The organism is Banduia mediterranea (genome assembly GCF_031846245.1).
Lineage (GTDB): Bacteria > Pseudomonadota > Gammaproteobacteria > Nevskiales > Nevskiaceae > Banduia > Banduia mediterranea.
The window spans coordinates 13,533-26,716 of the sequence record NZ_JAVRIC010000022.1; the positions used below are offsets into that span (position 1 = coordinate 13,533).

Consider the following 13,184-nt stretch of genomic DNA (forward strand, 5'->3'; position numbering starts at 1 on the left):
AGCTACGGGTATCGCCAAGAACAGTGTTCTCCCTCTCCCTCCGGGAGAAGGGGGCACTCATCGGTTCGGCTCACCCTTCATATCTATCTCCGCTGCCTTCTCATGGGAGGTCTACTAGGGCAATCGTGCCTGCAACAGGCGGAGCATGATCGCTGCCTGGAATCGGCCACTGCACTAGAATTGGCGGATGAACCTCACCACTATCGCTGGCGCCCTGATCGGCTTCGCCATCGGACGCTTCCCCGGACTAGTCCTGGGCGCTCTCATCGGATACTTCCTCAGCCGCATGACCCTGGGCACGGTGGTTCGTGCTGCGGTCGGGAAACTGCAGCAGCAGTTCCTCGAATCCACCTTCGCCGTGATGGGCGCCGTGTGCAAGGCGGACGGCCAGATCACCGAAGACGAAATTCGCGTTGCCGAAACCCTGTTCGAGCGGCTGCGCCTGGACAGCGTCGCACGCCAGACGGCACGCACCGCCTTCAATCGCGGCAAGACCGCGGGTTTCGATCTGGACGCGGAGGTTCAGACCTTCCGCAAAGCCTGCCGCGGCCAGCATGCACTGCTGCAGATGTTCCTGCAGGTACAGATTTCGGCCGTGGTCGCCGACGGCGAGATGCATCCCGCCGAGCACGAAATGGTGATGCGCATCGCGCGCGGCCTGGGTCTGTCGGAAGCCGAGGTGCGGCAAGTCGAAGCGATGCTGCTGGGTGGTGGGCGGGCCAGCGAGGCCTCGTCTCCGCAGCGCCTGGAGAACGCCTACCGTGTGCTCGGGGTGTCGCCGTCCGCGCCCGATGCCGAGATCAAAAAAGCGTATCGGCGCCTGATGAGTCAGAACCATCCGGACAAACTGGCCGCCAAGGGTTTGCCGGAAAGCATGCGTCAGATGGCCGAAGAGAAGACCCGGGAAATCACCGGCGCCTACGAAATCGTGGAACGGGCTCGAGCCAAGTCCTGATGTCCAGACGAATCCGGGCGCTCGCGCCCGGATTCGTCAACAAGCCAGCCGACTTACTCCACGACGATCGTGCCGCTCATGCTTTCTCCATGAATCGCGCACTGGTAGGGATAGGTTCCGGGCTGGCTGAAGCTGCGCTTATAGCTCGCATGGTGACCGAGTCTGGGGCTGGACTGATCACTGAACTTCACGAGGTGATTGGAACCGTCCTCATTGGTCCAGGTGACGGTGGTCCCGGATGGCACGCTCAGGGTTTCCGGCTCGAAGAACATCTTCAACTGCGAGCCGCTGATTTCTCCTTTGATCTTGACCTCCGCCTGTGCCAGCGCGCTGGCCGGGGACAGCGCCGCTGCGGCCAGTCCGAGACTGATCAGGGCCGGGATCCAGACGGGTTTTCTGGTGTGGGACTGCATGCACGAACTCCTTTTGGGAACGGATGGCCGAACCCGTTCGGGTTCGGATTTTCGTTGCCGCGCTGCGGTGTTCGGCTTTTGGACTGGCGAGCCGGAGTCGGACCCAAGCCGCTGCCTGCGGCACGCTCCGATCCCGACTCACGGGCGCCCCCGCCCCATCCGGATTTCTGTGACATCGCGACCTGGGAAAACACGCAAGGTTCCAGCCAGTTCTCAGGCGTGCTGAGGGGAGCCTGCGCCGCAGACTTACTCGAAGACGAAGCTGTCCACCGGCATGCGCGTCAGCACGCGGCTGGGCTTGGTCATCGCGGTGGCATGCGATTGCGCGCGTGGCAACAGGATGTCGAAGTAGAACCGCGCCATGCCGATCTTGGCCTTGTAGAACTCGGGCTGTTCGCGGCCGCTGCCGTCGGTCAGCTTGTCATAGGCCACCTGCGCCTGCAGGGCCCAGAAATAGCCCATCGTGACGTAGCCCGAATACATCAGGAAGTGGTGGCTGGCGCTGCTGACGATGTCGCGCTCCTTGCGGGCGATCAGCATGATGCGCATGGTCAGCACATTCCACTGCGCCGCCAGTCGCGCCAGCGTGGTGGAGTAGCCGCGCATCTTCGGGTTGCGCAGGCGCTCCAGCGCGAACCGCGCCATCGTCCCTGTGAACTCGCGCACCACCTTGCCGCGTGAACTCACCAGCACCTTGCGTCCGAGCAGGTCCAGCGCCTGGATGCCGGTGGTGCCTTCATACAGCGTGGCGATGCGCGCATCGCGCGCGATCTGCTCCATGCCATGCTCGGTGATGTAGCCGTGGCCGCCGAAGACCTGCAGGCCGTGATTGGCGGCCTCCAGACCCAGTTCGGTGAGAAAACCTTTGAGGATCGGCGTGAAGAAGCCGAGCTTGTCGTCCCAAAGCTCGAATTTCTTCTGATCCTCTTCGAGGATGCCGTTGACCATGTGGTCGGCGTACTGCGCGGCGAAGTAGATCATCGCGCGCCCGCCTTCGGCGATGGCCTTCTGGGTGAGCAGCATGCGGCGGACGTCGGCGTGATGAATGATCGCGTCCGCGACCGCCTCGGGTTCCTTCTTGCCCGACAGCGCGCGCATCGAGCGGCGCTCCCTGGCGTAGCGCAGCGCGCCCTGGAACGACAATTCGGCGTGCGCGACGCCCTGAATCGCGGTACCGATACGCGCGGTGTTCATGAACGTGAACATCGCCTCGAGACCCTTGTTCGGTTCACCGATCATGTGTCCGATCGAATCCTCGAAGTTGATGACGGCGGTGGCCGAGGCCTTGATCCCCATCTTGTGCTCGATCGCGCTGCAGACCACATGGTTCGGCTCGCCGAGCGCGCCGGCATCGTCGAACAGGATCTTGGGCACCACGAACAGCGAAATGCCGCGCGTTCCCGGCGGGGCGTCCGGCAGGCGCGCCAGCACCACATGAATGATGTTCTCGGCCAGATCGTGCTCGCCGGCGGAAATGAAGATCTTGGTGCCGGTGATGCGGTAGCTGCCATCGCCGACTGGTTCGGCGCGCGTCTTGACCTGGCCGAGGTCGGTGCCGCACTGCGCCTCGGTGAGACACATGGTGCCGGTCCAGCGGCCTTCGGTCAGCGGCGTCATCAACTGTGCACGCAGCGGCTCGGGCGCGAACTGCATGATGGTGTTCATCGCGCCCAGCGACAGGCCCGGATACATGCCGAACGACCAGTTGGCGGAACCGATCATTTCCGTCTTGATCAGGCTCAAGGACATCGGCAGGCCCTGGCCGCCGTACTCGACCGGGTACGACAGCCCCTGCCAGCCGCCTTCGACATACTGTTGATAGGCCTCCTTGAAGCCCTTGGGCGTCGTCACCATACCGTCCTTGATGTGACAACCCTCCTGGTCACCCGACAGATTCAGCGGGGACAGTTCCTCTTCACAGAAACGCGCACATTCGTCGAGGATTGCATCGACCGTGTCCGGGTCGGCATCGCCGCCGTTCGAAAGCTTGGCGTAATGGGCCGGGAAGTCAAAGACTTCGTTGACCAGAAAGCGGATGTCGCGCAGAGGGGCTTTGTAGGCAGGCATGACTCACCGGCTGAATTGACCGAATGTTCATTGTTACATGATCGCTGCCAGCGACGGATGACAGCATCGGCCAACATCGCAGCCCCCGGACCGGCGAGAATGCCTCGCACCTTGGCCCATGCCGAACCGAACCCCAGGAACCATGAACAGTCAGTCACTTGCCGACGAGACCCGCATCATCGCGCAGACCCGCCAGTGGCTGGAGCGTGCGGTGATCGGCTTGAATCTCTGCCCCTTCGCCAAAGCTCCGTATGCGTGCGGCCAGCTGCGCATTCAGGTCAGTGCGGCCCGAAATACCGATGATCTGCTGGATGCGCTGCAAGCCGAGCTGCTGCTGCTGCGCGACACGCCGAGCGATGAGGTCGAAACCACCCTGCTGGTGCATCCGGGCGTGTTGGCTGACTTTCTCGACTACAACGACTTTCTGGACGCCGCCGACGCCGAGCTTGTCGCCAACGGACTGGAGGGCGAAATCCAGATCGCGAGCTTTCATCCCGAGTATTGCTTCGCCGACAGCGAACCCGAGGACGTCAGCAATTTCACCAATCGATCGCCTTACCCGATGCTGCACCTGCTGCGCGAGCCCAGCGTCGAACGCGCGGTCGGCTCGCTGGACGATCCGGACGCGGTCTATCTACGCAACATCGAAGTCCTGCGCGGGCTTGGCGACACCGGCTGGCGGGCGCTGTGGGATGAGGGCTGAGCGCTCGACAGCCAAAGCGGGGGCTCGCGCAAAAGATGCAAAGCCGCTAAGAACGAAAAAAGCAATTGAATTAAAAAGGCTTTCTTTGCGCCTTGGCGTCTTTGTGCGAGCCCGTCTTTGCAGCAAGCACTACTCGCCGCCGAACCACGCGGAGATGCCGGCCACGCCCTGGGCGCCGGCCTGCCAGGCTACTGCGAGCTGCGATGGACCGACGCCACCAATCGCATAGACCGGCAGGCCCGCATCGGCCGCCAGTGCGCCGAAGGCAGACCAGTCCAGCGTCGGCGCCGATGGATGGCTGGGTGTCGGCCGAACCGGGCCCAGCACGGCGGCGTCGAACCCGAGCTCGCGGGCGCGCGCCAGCGATTTCGCGCCGTGGCAGGAGCCCAGCATCCGCCCCGAGGCCCCAGACGGTCTTTGAGCCAGCTCGAACAGAGCCGCCTCGCTGGCATGCCAGCCCGCACCAAGGGCGGCTGACAGCGCCGGATCGCGATCCAGCACCAGGCGCTCGACCGCCCAACACTCGGCCACCTGGCCGGCCAGCCGGCGGTAGCCGACGTCCGCCAGCCTGGGCAGGCGCAGACGCAGCAGCGCGTCGGTGGGTAGCGCAGGCAGCCGCCGGACCAGCTCATCGGCGCTGATGTCCGGCGGCGTGATCAGGTACTGCGAAGGCAGACGCAAAGCGTTCAGGATCGGGCCGTCGGCCGGCAGCAAGCGGTAGTCGCCCAGTCGCCCCAGGGAACTCCAGGCCAGCGCCTGATCTTCCAGCGACTGCGGATCGCCCTGCCATCGCTCGACCAGCCAGGTATCAAGCTCAACGGTCTTGTCGGGATAGGCATGCCGCAGCACGATGAGACGTCGTGCCGATTGCAGTTGAATGCCGAGTTCCTCCCGGAGTTCACGGTGCAGGGCCTGCTCCACGGATTCACCGGCCTCGATCTTGCCGCCCGGGAATTCCCACCAGCCGGCCGCCTCCTTGCCGTCGGGGCGCTGCGCGATCAGGACATCGCCGTTGGCGCGGCGCAGGACTCCGACGGCGATGCGGACAAGCTTGCGTACCGAATCAGGTCCGGTACTCGGCATTGATGCGCACATAGTCGTAACTGAAATCGCAGGTCCAGACGATAACGCCGGCATCGCCGCGCCCAAGGTCGATCTGAATGCTGAATTCCGGGCGCGCAAACACGGCCGCGCCCAGTTCCTCGCGATAGGACACAGCCGGCGCACCGTCCTCGATCAGCAGGACTTCATCGATCGCGATGCGGATACGCGACACATCGAGCGCCGGGACTCCGCTGCGCCCCACGGCCGCCAGAATCCGGCCCCAGTTGGCGTCGCCGGCGAAACAGGCGGTCTTGACCAGCGGCGAATGCGCCACGGCGTCGGCCGCCAGGCGTGCCTCGGCCTCGCTGCCGGCACCGGAGACGGCAATGGTGATGAAACGCGTGGCGCCTTCGCCGTCACGCACGATGGCCTGTGCCAGTTCGAGACAGACCTCGCGTACTGCCGCGGCGACCGTCTCGAAGGCCGCATCGCCGACTTCGATGGTATCGCCGGTCGCACCGGTGGCGAACAGCATCGCCGAGTCATTGGTCGAGGTATCGCCGTCCACGGTGATGCAGTTGAACGAGACCTCGACCGCATCGCGCAGGCAGCGCTCGGTCGCTGCGCGGCTGAGTTTGGCATCGGTGCCGACGAAGGCGAGCATGGTCGCCATGTCCGGGCGGATCATGCCGGCCCCCTTGGAGATACCGGTCACGGTGACGGTTTCGCCGTTGATCTGGACTTCGCGACTGGCGCCCTTGGCGACGGTGTCGGTGGTCATGATGGCATCGGCCGCGGCGCGCCAGCCATTGGCATCAAGGGCCGCGAACGCATGCGGAATCGCGGTTTCGATCTTCTGCACCGGCAGGGCCTGCCCGATCACGCCGGTCGAGAACGGCAGCACCGCGCCGCCGCCGAGCGCCTGCGAGGCGAAGCCGGCGGTCGCGCGCGCGGCGTCCATTCCGGCCTCGCCGGTGCCGGCGTTGGCGTTGCCGCTGTTGACCAGCAGTCCGCGCACGGCCTGGGTGCCGGCCAGAATCTCCCGACACAGCAGCACCGGTGCGGCGCAGAAGGCATTGCGCGTGAACACGCCGGCGACGGTACTGCCCTCGGCCAGTTCGATCAGCAGCAGATCCTGCCGGCCCGGCTTCTTGATCGCCGCCTCGGCGGTGCCGAGTCGCACGCCCGCCACCGGCAGCAGCGACTCGGGCGGTTTCAGATTGACTGCCATACAGCGCCTCCCGCGCCCCATACCGCGCTCTTGCGGACTTCGGGATCGTCCCGGGTCCCGGGTTCCGGGCCCCAAGTACCGGCGCCTAAGCCAGTTTGCCGTGACACTGCTTGAACTTCTTGCCGGAGCCGCAGGGACAGGGATCATTGCGGCCGACCTTGGGCATGTCGCGCACCACGGTTTCCGGCTTCGGCTGAATGCGTGGCGGCGCCACATTGAGCGGCCGCCCGCCGGCCGCGGCGGACGGCGGTGGTGGCGGTGGCGATGGCGGTGGCGATGGCGATGGCGGCGCCTCGGCTTCGCTCTGCGAGAACGACGGCGCCTCGGCATGCTGCATGACGATCTGCTTGGGTGCCTGACGCTGCGCTTCCACGGCCTCGACTTCGGCCTCGGTCTGAATCTGGACCTTGGCGAGTATCGTGATCACTTCGTGCTTGAAGCGCGACAGCATGTCGTTGAACAGGGTGAAGGCCTCGCGCTTGAACTCCTGCTTGGGGTCTCGCTGCGCATACGCGCGCAGATTGATGCCCTGACGCAGGAAGTCCATCGCCGCCAGATGCTCGCGCCACAGGCGGTCGAGCACGTTCAGCGAAATCGCCTTCTCGAAATGCTCCAGCACCGCCGCGCCGACGCGTTCCTTCTTGGCGACGTAGGCCTCATCGATCATCTTCGCGAGGCGTTCGCGCAGGCCCTGCTCGTTGAGGGATTTTTCCTCGTCGAGCCACTTCTGGATCGGAACCTCCAGCTGGAAGTCGCGCTGCATGGCTTCTTCGAGGCCCGCCTTGTCCCACAGGTCCTCGATGCTCTGCGGCGGGATATAGGCATCGATCACTGCATTGCTGACGTCCTTGCGAATCTCGTCGATCATCGGCGAGACACGATCCGCAGACATCAGCTCATCGCGCAGTTCATAGACTACCTTGCGCTGGTCGTTGGCGACGTTGTCATAGTCGAGCAGGTGCTTGCGGATGTCGAAGTTGTGCGCTTCGACCTTGCGCTGCGCGGTTTCGATGGCTCGCGTCACCCACTTGTGCTCGATTGCCTCGCCTTCCTGCATGCCGAGGCGTTGCAGCATCGCGCGCATGCGCGGCGGCGTGAAGATGCGCATCAGCGTATCTTCCAGTGACAGGTAGAAACTCGACGCGCCAGGATCGCCCTGACGACCCGAGCGACCGCGCAGCTGATTGTCGATGCGTCGTGACTCGTGCCGCTCGGAGCCGATCACGCACAGGCCGCCGGCCGCCAGCGCCTTGTCGTGACTGATCTTCCAGTCGGCCTTGATCCGCTCGCGCGCCGTCACATCGTCTTCCGGCACTTTGGCCAGTTCGGCGTCGAGGCTGCCGCCGAGCACGATGTCGGTGCCGCGGCCGGCCATGTTGGTGGCGATCGTCACCGAGCCCGGGCGACCGGCCTGGGCGATGATCTCGGCTTCGCGCTCGTGCTGCTTGGCGTTGAGCACTTCATGGCGAATGTTGTTCTGGTTCAGCAGTTGCGAAAGCAGTTCCGAGGTTTCGATCGAGGCGGTGCCGACCAGCACCGGCTGCTCCCGCTTGGATGCGTCGACGATCTGCTCGACCACGGCATTGAACTTCTCGCGCGCGGTCATGAACACCAGATCGCCATCATCCTTGCGCGCCATCGGCCGGTTCGGCGGAATCACCACGACTTCTAGGTTGTAGATCGTCTGGAACTCGTAGGCCTCGGTATCGGCCGTGCCAGTCATGCCGGACAGTTTTTCGTACAGACGGAAATAATTCTGGAACGTGATCGAGGCCAGTGTCTGGTTTTCCTGCTGGATCGGCACGCCTTCCTTGGCCTCGATCGCCTGATGCAGGCCGTCGGACCAGCGCCGGCCGGCCATCATGCGGCCGGTGAATTCGTCGATGATGATGACCTGACCATTACGCACGATGTATTCGACATCGCGCTTGTACAGCAGGTGCGCACGCAGCGCGGCATTGAGGTGATGCATCAGCACGATGTGCTGGGCGTCGTAGAGGCTTTCGCCCTCGCCGAGCAGACCGGCCTCCTGCATCAATTCCTCGACGTGCTCGAAGCCTTCCTCGGTGAGGTGGACCTGCTTGCCCTTCTCGTCCACGGAGTAGTCGCCGGGGCCTTCCTCCTCATCCTGCTTCGTCAGCCGCGGAACCAGCACGTTGATCTTGACGTAGAGGTCCGGCTTGTCATCGGTCGGCCCCGAAATGATCAATGGCGTGCGCGCTTCGTCGATCAGAATCGAATCGACCTCGTCGATGATGGCAAAGGCGTGGCCACGCTGCGCCTTGTCTTCCGTGCGAAACGCCATGTTGTCGCGCAGGTAATCGAAGCCCAGCTCGTTGTTGGTCGCGTAGGTGATGTCGGCCTGATAGGCCTCACGCTTTTCGGTGGCGGGCTGATTGGGCACCACCACCCCCACGCTCATGCCAAGGAAGCGGTAGATGCGCCCCATCCACTCGGAATCGCGCCGCGCCAGATAGTCGTTGACGGTGACGATATGCACGCCCTTGCCGGGCAGCGCATTGAGATAGGCTGCGAGCGTGGCGACCAGGGTCTTGCCTTCGCCGGTCTTCATTTCGGCGATCTTGCCGGCGTGCATGATCGCGCCGCCGATCAGCTGTACGTCGAAGTGACGCATGCCGAGCACGCGCTTGCCGGCCTCGCGGACCACGGCGAACGCCTCCGGCATGATCTGATCGAGGGTTTCGCCCTTGGCCAGCCGTTCGCGGAAGTAGGGCGTCTTGGCGGCGAGCGCCTCGTCGCCGAGTGCGCTCATTTCGGCATCGAGCGCATTGACCTGGGCGACCAGGCTGTCGAGCCCCTTGAGAATGCGTTGATTCCGGCTGCCGAACATGCGCGCCAGTAAATTATTCAACATGACCGATCGATGATGCGCGCACCCTCGGGCACGCGTAGGGCGCCTCGGGGCGCCAGGGGCCGCGTATTATGCCGTCGAACGCCCCAACAAGCAGTAACTGCTCACGCCCCCAGGCCCTGACGACGCCTAGCGCGACGCTCGAATGTACTGACTGGGGTTGACCACACGCCCGTTCAAGAGCACCTCGAAATGAACGTGCGGGCCGGTGGAACGCCCGGTGGAACCCAGCGCGGCCACGGACTGGCCCTTCTTCACGCGGTCTCCGACCTTCACGTACACCGATTTGTTATGGCCGTAACGGGTCACGTAGCCGTTGCCGTGATTGATCTCGACGAGGTTCCCGTAACCGAAGCGCGGACCCGCGTAGGAAATCACACCGGAGGCGGCGGCCAGCACGTCGCTGCCTTCCTTGCCGGCGAAGTCCACGCCCTGATGATAGGTGCGCCGACCGGTGAAGGGGTCGGTACGCGCGCCGAACACCGAGGAAATCCAGCCCTTGGCGATCGGCCAGCCGGACGGGCGGACTTCCTTCTGCAGGCGGCTGGCCAGCAGCAGGTCTTCGAGCACCCGCATCTGGCGCTCGCGATCGTCGAGCTGACGCTGGACCGCGTCGAGCTGGGTGATCATCGATGAGGCGTCGATGGCGTCACCGGCCGCTTCGGTTTCGGGTCCACCGATCGGCGGCGGGGTACTGAAGTCGAATTCGCCGCTGTCGAGGTCGGCGATCTCGGTGAGCCGCTGTCCGGCAGCGTCCAATCGCATCATCTGCGCCTGCAGCTGACCGAGGCGGCGTGCGATCGCGTGCGTATTGTCGAGCACGTATTCGCGGGTCTTTTCGAGCTGGGAGCGTTGATCGGCGATGTCATCGGCCCAGACACTGGCGATTTCGGTCGCCTGGTTCTTGCCGCCGCCGCCGAGCTGGGATCCGGCGACGAAGGAGCCGACCATCAGGACGACCAGCAATAGCGCCATCGGACCCCAAATGATCGCGCCGCGCGCGCCCAGATTGAATCGCCAGGTTCGCCCACGATTGTGATTGACTACAATAATATCCATGCCGTCCCGAATGCGGCCCCGAGCCCTGAATGTCTGACCTTTTCCGACCGTTGTCCCAACTGCTCGACGGTCACCCCACCACTGTTCGGTCGGTTCTTGCCCGCGCCCAATATCTGCGCGGCATACAAGACGCGATCCGCGAACACCTGGCGGCGCCCTGGTCGCATTCCGTCCGAGTCGCCAATCTGCGCGGCCGCAAACTGATCCTCTACACCGACAATGCCTCGGCGCTGAATCAGATGCGTTTCCGAACAGACGAGCTTTTGGCGTTTCTTCAAGAACGCTTCGGTACGACTTTCCGACAGATCGAAATCAAAGTACGGCCTGCCGCCCCAAGTTAGTCCGAGTCTACACGCGCCGAAATGGTGCACACAAGGACAAATTCAGCCGCCTACTGCGCAAAAATCACCGGTCGTCGTCTCAGGCGGCTGCCGGCAGTCCCTGCATGTACGTGATCGGTGCCCGCGCCGGGTCATCGAAGCTGACGATTTCCCAGGACGCCGGATCATTCAGCAACTTGCGCGCCAGTTTGTTGTTGAGTTCATGACCGGACTTGTGCGCGGAATAGGCGCCGATCAGGCTGTGCCCGAGCAGATACAGATCACCGATCGCATCGAGAATCTTGTGACGCACGAATTCGTCGTCATAGCGCAGCCCCTCGTTGTTGAGCACGCGGAACTCGTCGAGCACCACGGCATTGTCGAGGCTGCCGCCCAGCGCCAGATTGCGTGAACGCATGAATTCGACATCACGCATGAATCCGAAGGTGCGCGCACGCGAAACCTCTCGCACGAAACTGGTCGTGGAAAAGTCCATGACCGCACTCTGCCCACTGGAGCGCACCACCGGATGCTTGAAGTCGATACCGAAGGACAGACGAAAACCGTCGTACGGCTCCAGCCGCGCCATCTTGTCGCCTTCCTGCACCTGCACCGGCTGCTTCACTCGGATGAATTTCTTGGCGGCGTCCTGCTCGTGGATGCCGGCCGACTGGATCAGGAACACGAACGGACCGGCGCTGCCATCCATGATCGGCACTTCGGCGGCGGACAGCTCGACAATCGCGTTGTCGATGCCCAGGCCGGCCAGGGCCGACAGCAAGTGCTCGACCGTCTGGATCTTGACCGTATCCTGAATCAGACAGGTGCAAAGCTGGGTGTCACCGACCAGATCGGCGCGTGCCGGGACTTCCACGGAAGTATCCCGATCAAGGCGGCGAAACACGATGCCGGTATCGGGGCCGGCCGGCAGCAGGGACATATAGACCTTGCGGCCGCTGTGCAGACCCACGCCAGTGGCGCGGACGGGTTGGCGCAATGTGCGCTGCTTGAGCATCTTCTTGTTCGGATCCTTCTGATTCGTATGGCGTTGGCAGCCGGTCCTGGTCCGACGCAAACGTCCGGTGTCAGATTCCGCAGATTCCGCCGAGCGCTTGAAACGATCGTTCGATCATGATCGGCAGGTCGGGAGGCCGGGCACATGCCCAAACCTGCGGTGCATTGGATACGCTATCACACGCACCCGTCTGCAGGCTGAGCGATCGAGGTGCCGGAACCCCGATCGCGCCACCGCTCGACCTACATTGTGCACCGCCGCGCCCCCACGCGGCGAAGCCGATGCTAGTCCGCCTGATTGCGCAGAAACGCCGGAATGTTGAGGATTTCCTCATCCGGAATCGCCGCCGTGGCGAAGTCGTGCGCCGCGGCCGGCTGACGCCGGATCACGGTCGGCACGTCGACGGCCGCGGGACGCGGTGATCCGGTCACGTCCGGACGCTTGAGCGGCGTGACGACCGTGTTGTGCTGCACGCTGCCTTGTGGCATCTGCATCTGCGGTACCACGCCGCCGCCCAGACCCGTCGCCACCACCGTCACGCGCAGCTCGCCATCCAGCGCCTGATCGAGCGAAGTGCCGAACTTGACGTCGACATCGTCGGAGGCGATCTCCATAACACGCTTCATCACCCGGTTGATCTCGCCCATCTTCAGCGTGCCGTCGCAGGCCAGGTTGACGAGGATGCCGCGCGCATTGGACAGCTCGATGTCGTCGAGCAGCGGACTGGTCAGCGCTTCTTCGACCGCCTGCGAGGCGCGCGCTTCGCCGGTGGCGCGGCCCATGCCCATCATCGCCTTGCCGCGGTTGCGCATCACGGTGCAGACGTCCGCGAAGTCGACGTTGACCATGCCCGGCCGGGTGATCAGATCGGAGATCCCCTGGACCGCGTTCTGCAAGACGTCGTTGGCCTTGCGGAAGCACTCGTCCATGGTCGCATCGTCACCCAGCACGAGTTGCAGCTTCTCGTTGGGAATGAGGATCAGCGAGTCGACATGCTTGTGCAGTTCCTCGATGCCGCGCATCGCCGAGGCGCCGCGCTTCTTGCCCTCGAACATGAACGGCTTGGTGACCACGGCCACCGTGAGGATGTCGAGTTCGCGCGCGATCTCGGCGATCACCGGCGCCGCACCGGTGCCGGTGCCGCCCCCCATGCCGGCGGTGATGAACAGCATGTCGGTGCCGTCGAGCAGCTCACGGATGCGGTCCTTGTCCTCCAGCGCGGCGGCGCGACCCTTTTCGGGGTCCGAGCCGGCGCCCAGGCCCCGCGTGATCGTCGATCCGATCTGAAGGATGTTCTGGGTCTTGCAGCGATCCAGATGTTGACGGTCGGTGTTGGAGCAGACGAAGTCCACGCCTTCGATCTCCGCCTCCACCATTTGGTTGACGGTATTGCAGCCACCGCCGCCGACACCCACGACACGAATGATGGCGCGATCCGCAGTTTGCCCATCGAGTATTTCGAACATTTCCGGCATGACAGCCTCCTTGAATTACCTGAACAGCCC

Annotated in this window: 11 protein-coding genes; 3 read left to right on the forward strand and 8 right to left on the reverse strand. The window is 64.0% G+C overall.

Annotation, left to right across the window (positions count from 1 at the left end):
- The first annotated feature begins 187 nt into the window (after window positions 1-187).
- Complete coding sequence (gene djlA, locus RM530_RS14075; protein ID WP_311365888.1) at window positions 188-955, forward strand: co-chaperone DjlA; 768 nt, start codon at window positions 188-190, stop codon at window positions 953-955.
- 53 nt (window positions 956-1,008) lie between these two features.
- Here djlA and RM530_RS14080 read toward each other — a convergent pair whose 3' ends face one another.
- Both RM530_RS14080 and RM530_RS14085 read right to left on the reverse strand, forming a co-directional pair.
- Window positions 1,009-1,368: a cupredoxin domain-containing protein gene (locus RM530_RS14080; protein ID WP_311365889.1), complete on the reverse strand. Its 360-nt coding sequence runs from the start codon at window positions 1,366-1,368 to the stop codon at window positions 1,009-1,011.
- Between the two features lie 246 nt (window positions 1,369-1,614).
- Entirely contained in the window at window positions 1,615-3,435 is a 1,821-nt protein-coding gene (locus RM530_RS14085; RefSeq protein WP_311365890.1) for an acyl-CoA dehydrogenase C-terminal domain-containing protein, read from the reverse strand.
- Between the two features lie 142 nt (window positions 3,436-3,577).
- Here RM530_RS14085 and RM530_RS14090 point away from each other — a divergent pair, with 142 nt between their 5' ends.
- Window positions 3,578-4,138 (forward strand): DUF1415 domain-containing protein, encoded by a 561-nt coding sequence (locus tag RM530_RS14090; protein WP_311365891.1) that lies wholly within the window; start codon window positions 3,578-3,580, stop codon window positions 4,136-4,138.
- Window positions 4,139-4,267: 129 nt separating this feature from the next.
- On the opposite strand, the gene RM530_RS14095 is transcribed toward RM530_RS14090, so the two are convergent.
- The 4 genes from RM530_RS14095 to RM530_RS14110 form a co-directional block, all read right to left on the reverse strand.
- The gene (locus RM530_RS14095; protein WP_311365892.1) at window positions 4,268-5,221 is read right to left on the reverse strand and encodes a Nudix family hydrolase; all 954 of its coding nucleotides are present in this window, start codon (window positions 5,219-5,221) and stop codon (window positions 4,268-4,270) included.
- On the reverse strand, window positions 5,202-6,413 hold the full coding sequence (argJ, locus tag RM530_RS14100; protein ID WP_311365893.1) for a bifunctional glutamate N-acetyltransferase/amino-acid acetyltransferase ArgJ: 1,212 nt from the start codon (window positions 6,411-6,413) through the stop codon (window positions 5,202-5,204). The genes RM530_RS14095 and argJ overlap by 20 nt, the downstream gene beginning before the upstream one ends.
- A gap of 85 nt (window positions 6,414-6,498) precedes the next feature.
- Window positions 6,499-9,288, reverse strand: a complete 2,790-nt coding sequence (gene secA / locus RM530_RS14105; protein ID WP_311365894.1) for a preprotein translocase subunit SecA — start codon at window positions 9,286-9,288, stop codon at window positions 6,499-6,501.
- A 126-nt stretch (window positions 9,289-9,414) separates the two neighbouring features.
- Window positions 9,415-10,344, reverse strand: a complete 930-nt coding sequence (locus RM530_RS14110; RefSeq protein WP_311365895.1) for a M23 family metallopeptidase — start codon at window positions 10,342-10,344, stop codon at window positions 9,415-9,417.
- Window positions 10,345-10,394: 50 nt separating this feature from the next.
- Here RM530_RS14110 and RM530_RS14115 point away from each other — a divergent pair, with 50 nt between their 5' ends.
- A complete protein-coding gene (locus tag RM530_RS14115) occupies window positions 10,395-10,685 on the forward strand; it encodes a DciA family protein (RefSeq protein ID WP_311365896.1) in 291 nt (96 codons plus the stop codon).
- 79 nt (window positions 10,686-10,764) lie between these two features.
- On the opposite strand, the gene lpxC is transcribed toward RM530_RS14115, so the two are convergent.
- Together lpxC and ftsZ are read right to left on the reverse strand one after the other, a co-directional pair.
- Entirely contained in the window at window positions 10,765-11,679 is a 915-nt protein-coding gene (lpxC, locus tag RM530_RS14120; protein WP_311365897.1) for a UDP-3-O-acyl-N-acetylglucosamine deacetylase, read from the reverse strand.
- A 284-nt stretch (window positions 11,680-11,963) separates the two neighbouring features.
- Complete coding sequence (gene ftsZ, locus RM530_RS14125; protein WP_349256249.1) at window positions 11,964-13,154, reverse strand: cell division protein FtsZ; 1,191 nt, start codon at window positions 13,152-13,154, stop codon at window positions 11,964-11,966.
- Between the last annotated feature and the right edge of the window lie 30 nt (window positions 13,155-13,184).

Excerpts from the sequence above, each read along its gene's own strand:
- RM530_RS14095 (WP_311365892.1), bottom strand. The coding sequence starts at position 5,221 with ATGCCGAGTACCGGACCTGATTCGGTACGCAAGCTTGTCCGCATCGCC.
- djlA (WP_311365888.1), top strand. The coding sequence starts at position 188 with ATGAACCTCACCACTATCGCTGGCGCCCTGATCGGCTTCGCCATCGGA.
- RM530_RS14110 (WP_311365895.1), bottom strand. The coding sequence starts at position 10,344 with ATGGATATTATTGTAGTCAATCACAATCGTGGGCGAACCTGGCGATTC.
- RM530_RS14090 (WP_311365891.1), top strand. The coding sequence starts at position 3,578 with ATGAACAGTCAGTCACTTGCCGACGAGACCCGCATCATCGCGCAGACC.
- RM530_RS14085 (WP_311365890.1), bottom strand. The coding sequence starts at position 3,435 with ATGCCTGCCTACAAAGCCCCTCTGCGCGACATCCGCTTTCTGGTCAAC.
- argJ (WP_311365893.1), bottom strand. The coding sequence starts at position 6,413 with ATGGCAGTCAATCTGAAACCGCCCGAGTCGCTGCTGCCGGTGGCGGGC.
- secA (WP_311365894.1), bottom strand. The coding sequence starts at position 9,288 with ATGTTGAATAATTTACTGGCGCGCATGTTCGGCAGCCGGAATCAACGC.
- lpxC (WP_311365897.1), bottom strand. The coding sequence starts at position 11,679 with ATGCTCAAGCAGCGCACATTGCGCCAACCCGTCCGCGCCACTGGCGTG.
- RM530_RS14080 (WP_311365889.1), bottom strand. The coding sequence starts at position 1,368 with ATGCAGTCCCACACCAGAAAACCCGTCTGGATCCCGGCCCTGATCAGT.
- ftsZ (WP_349256249.1), bottom strand. The coding sequence starts at position 13,154 with ATGCCGGAAATGTTCGAAATACTCGATGGGCAAACTGCGGATCGCGCC.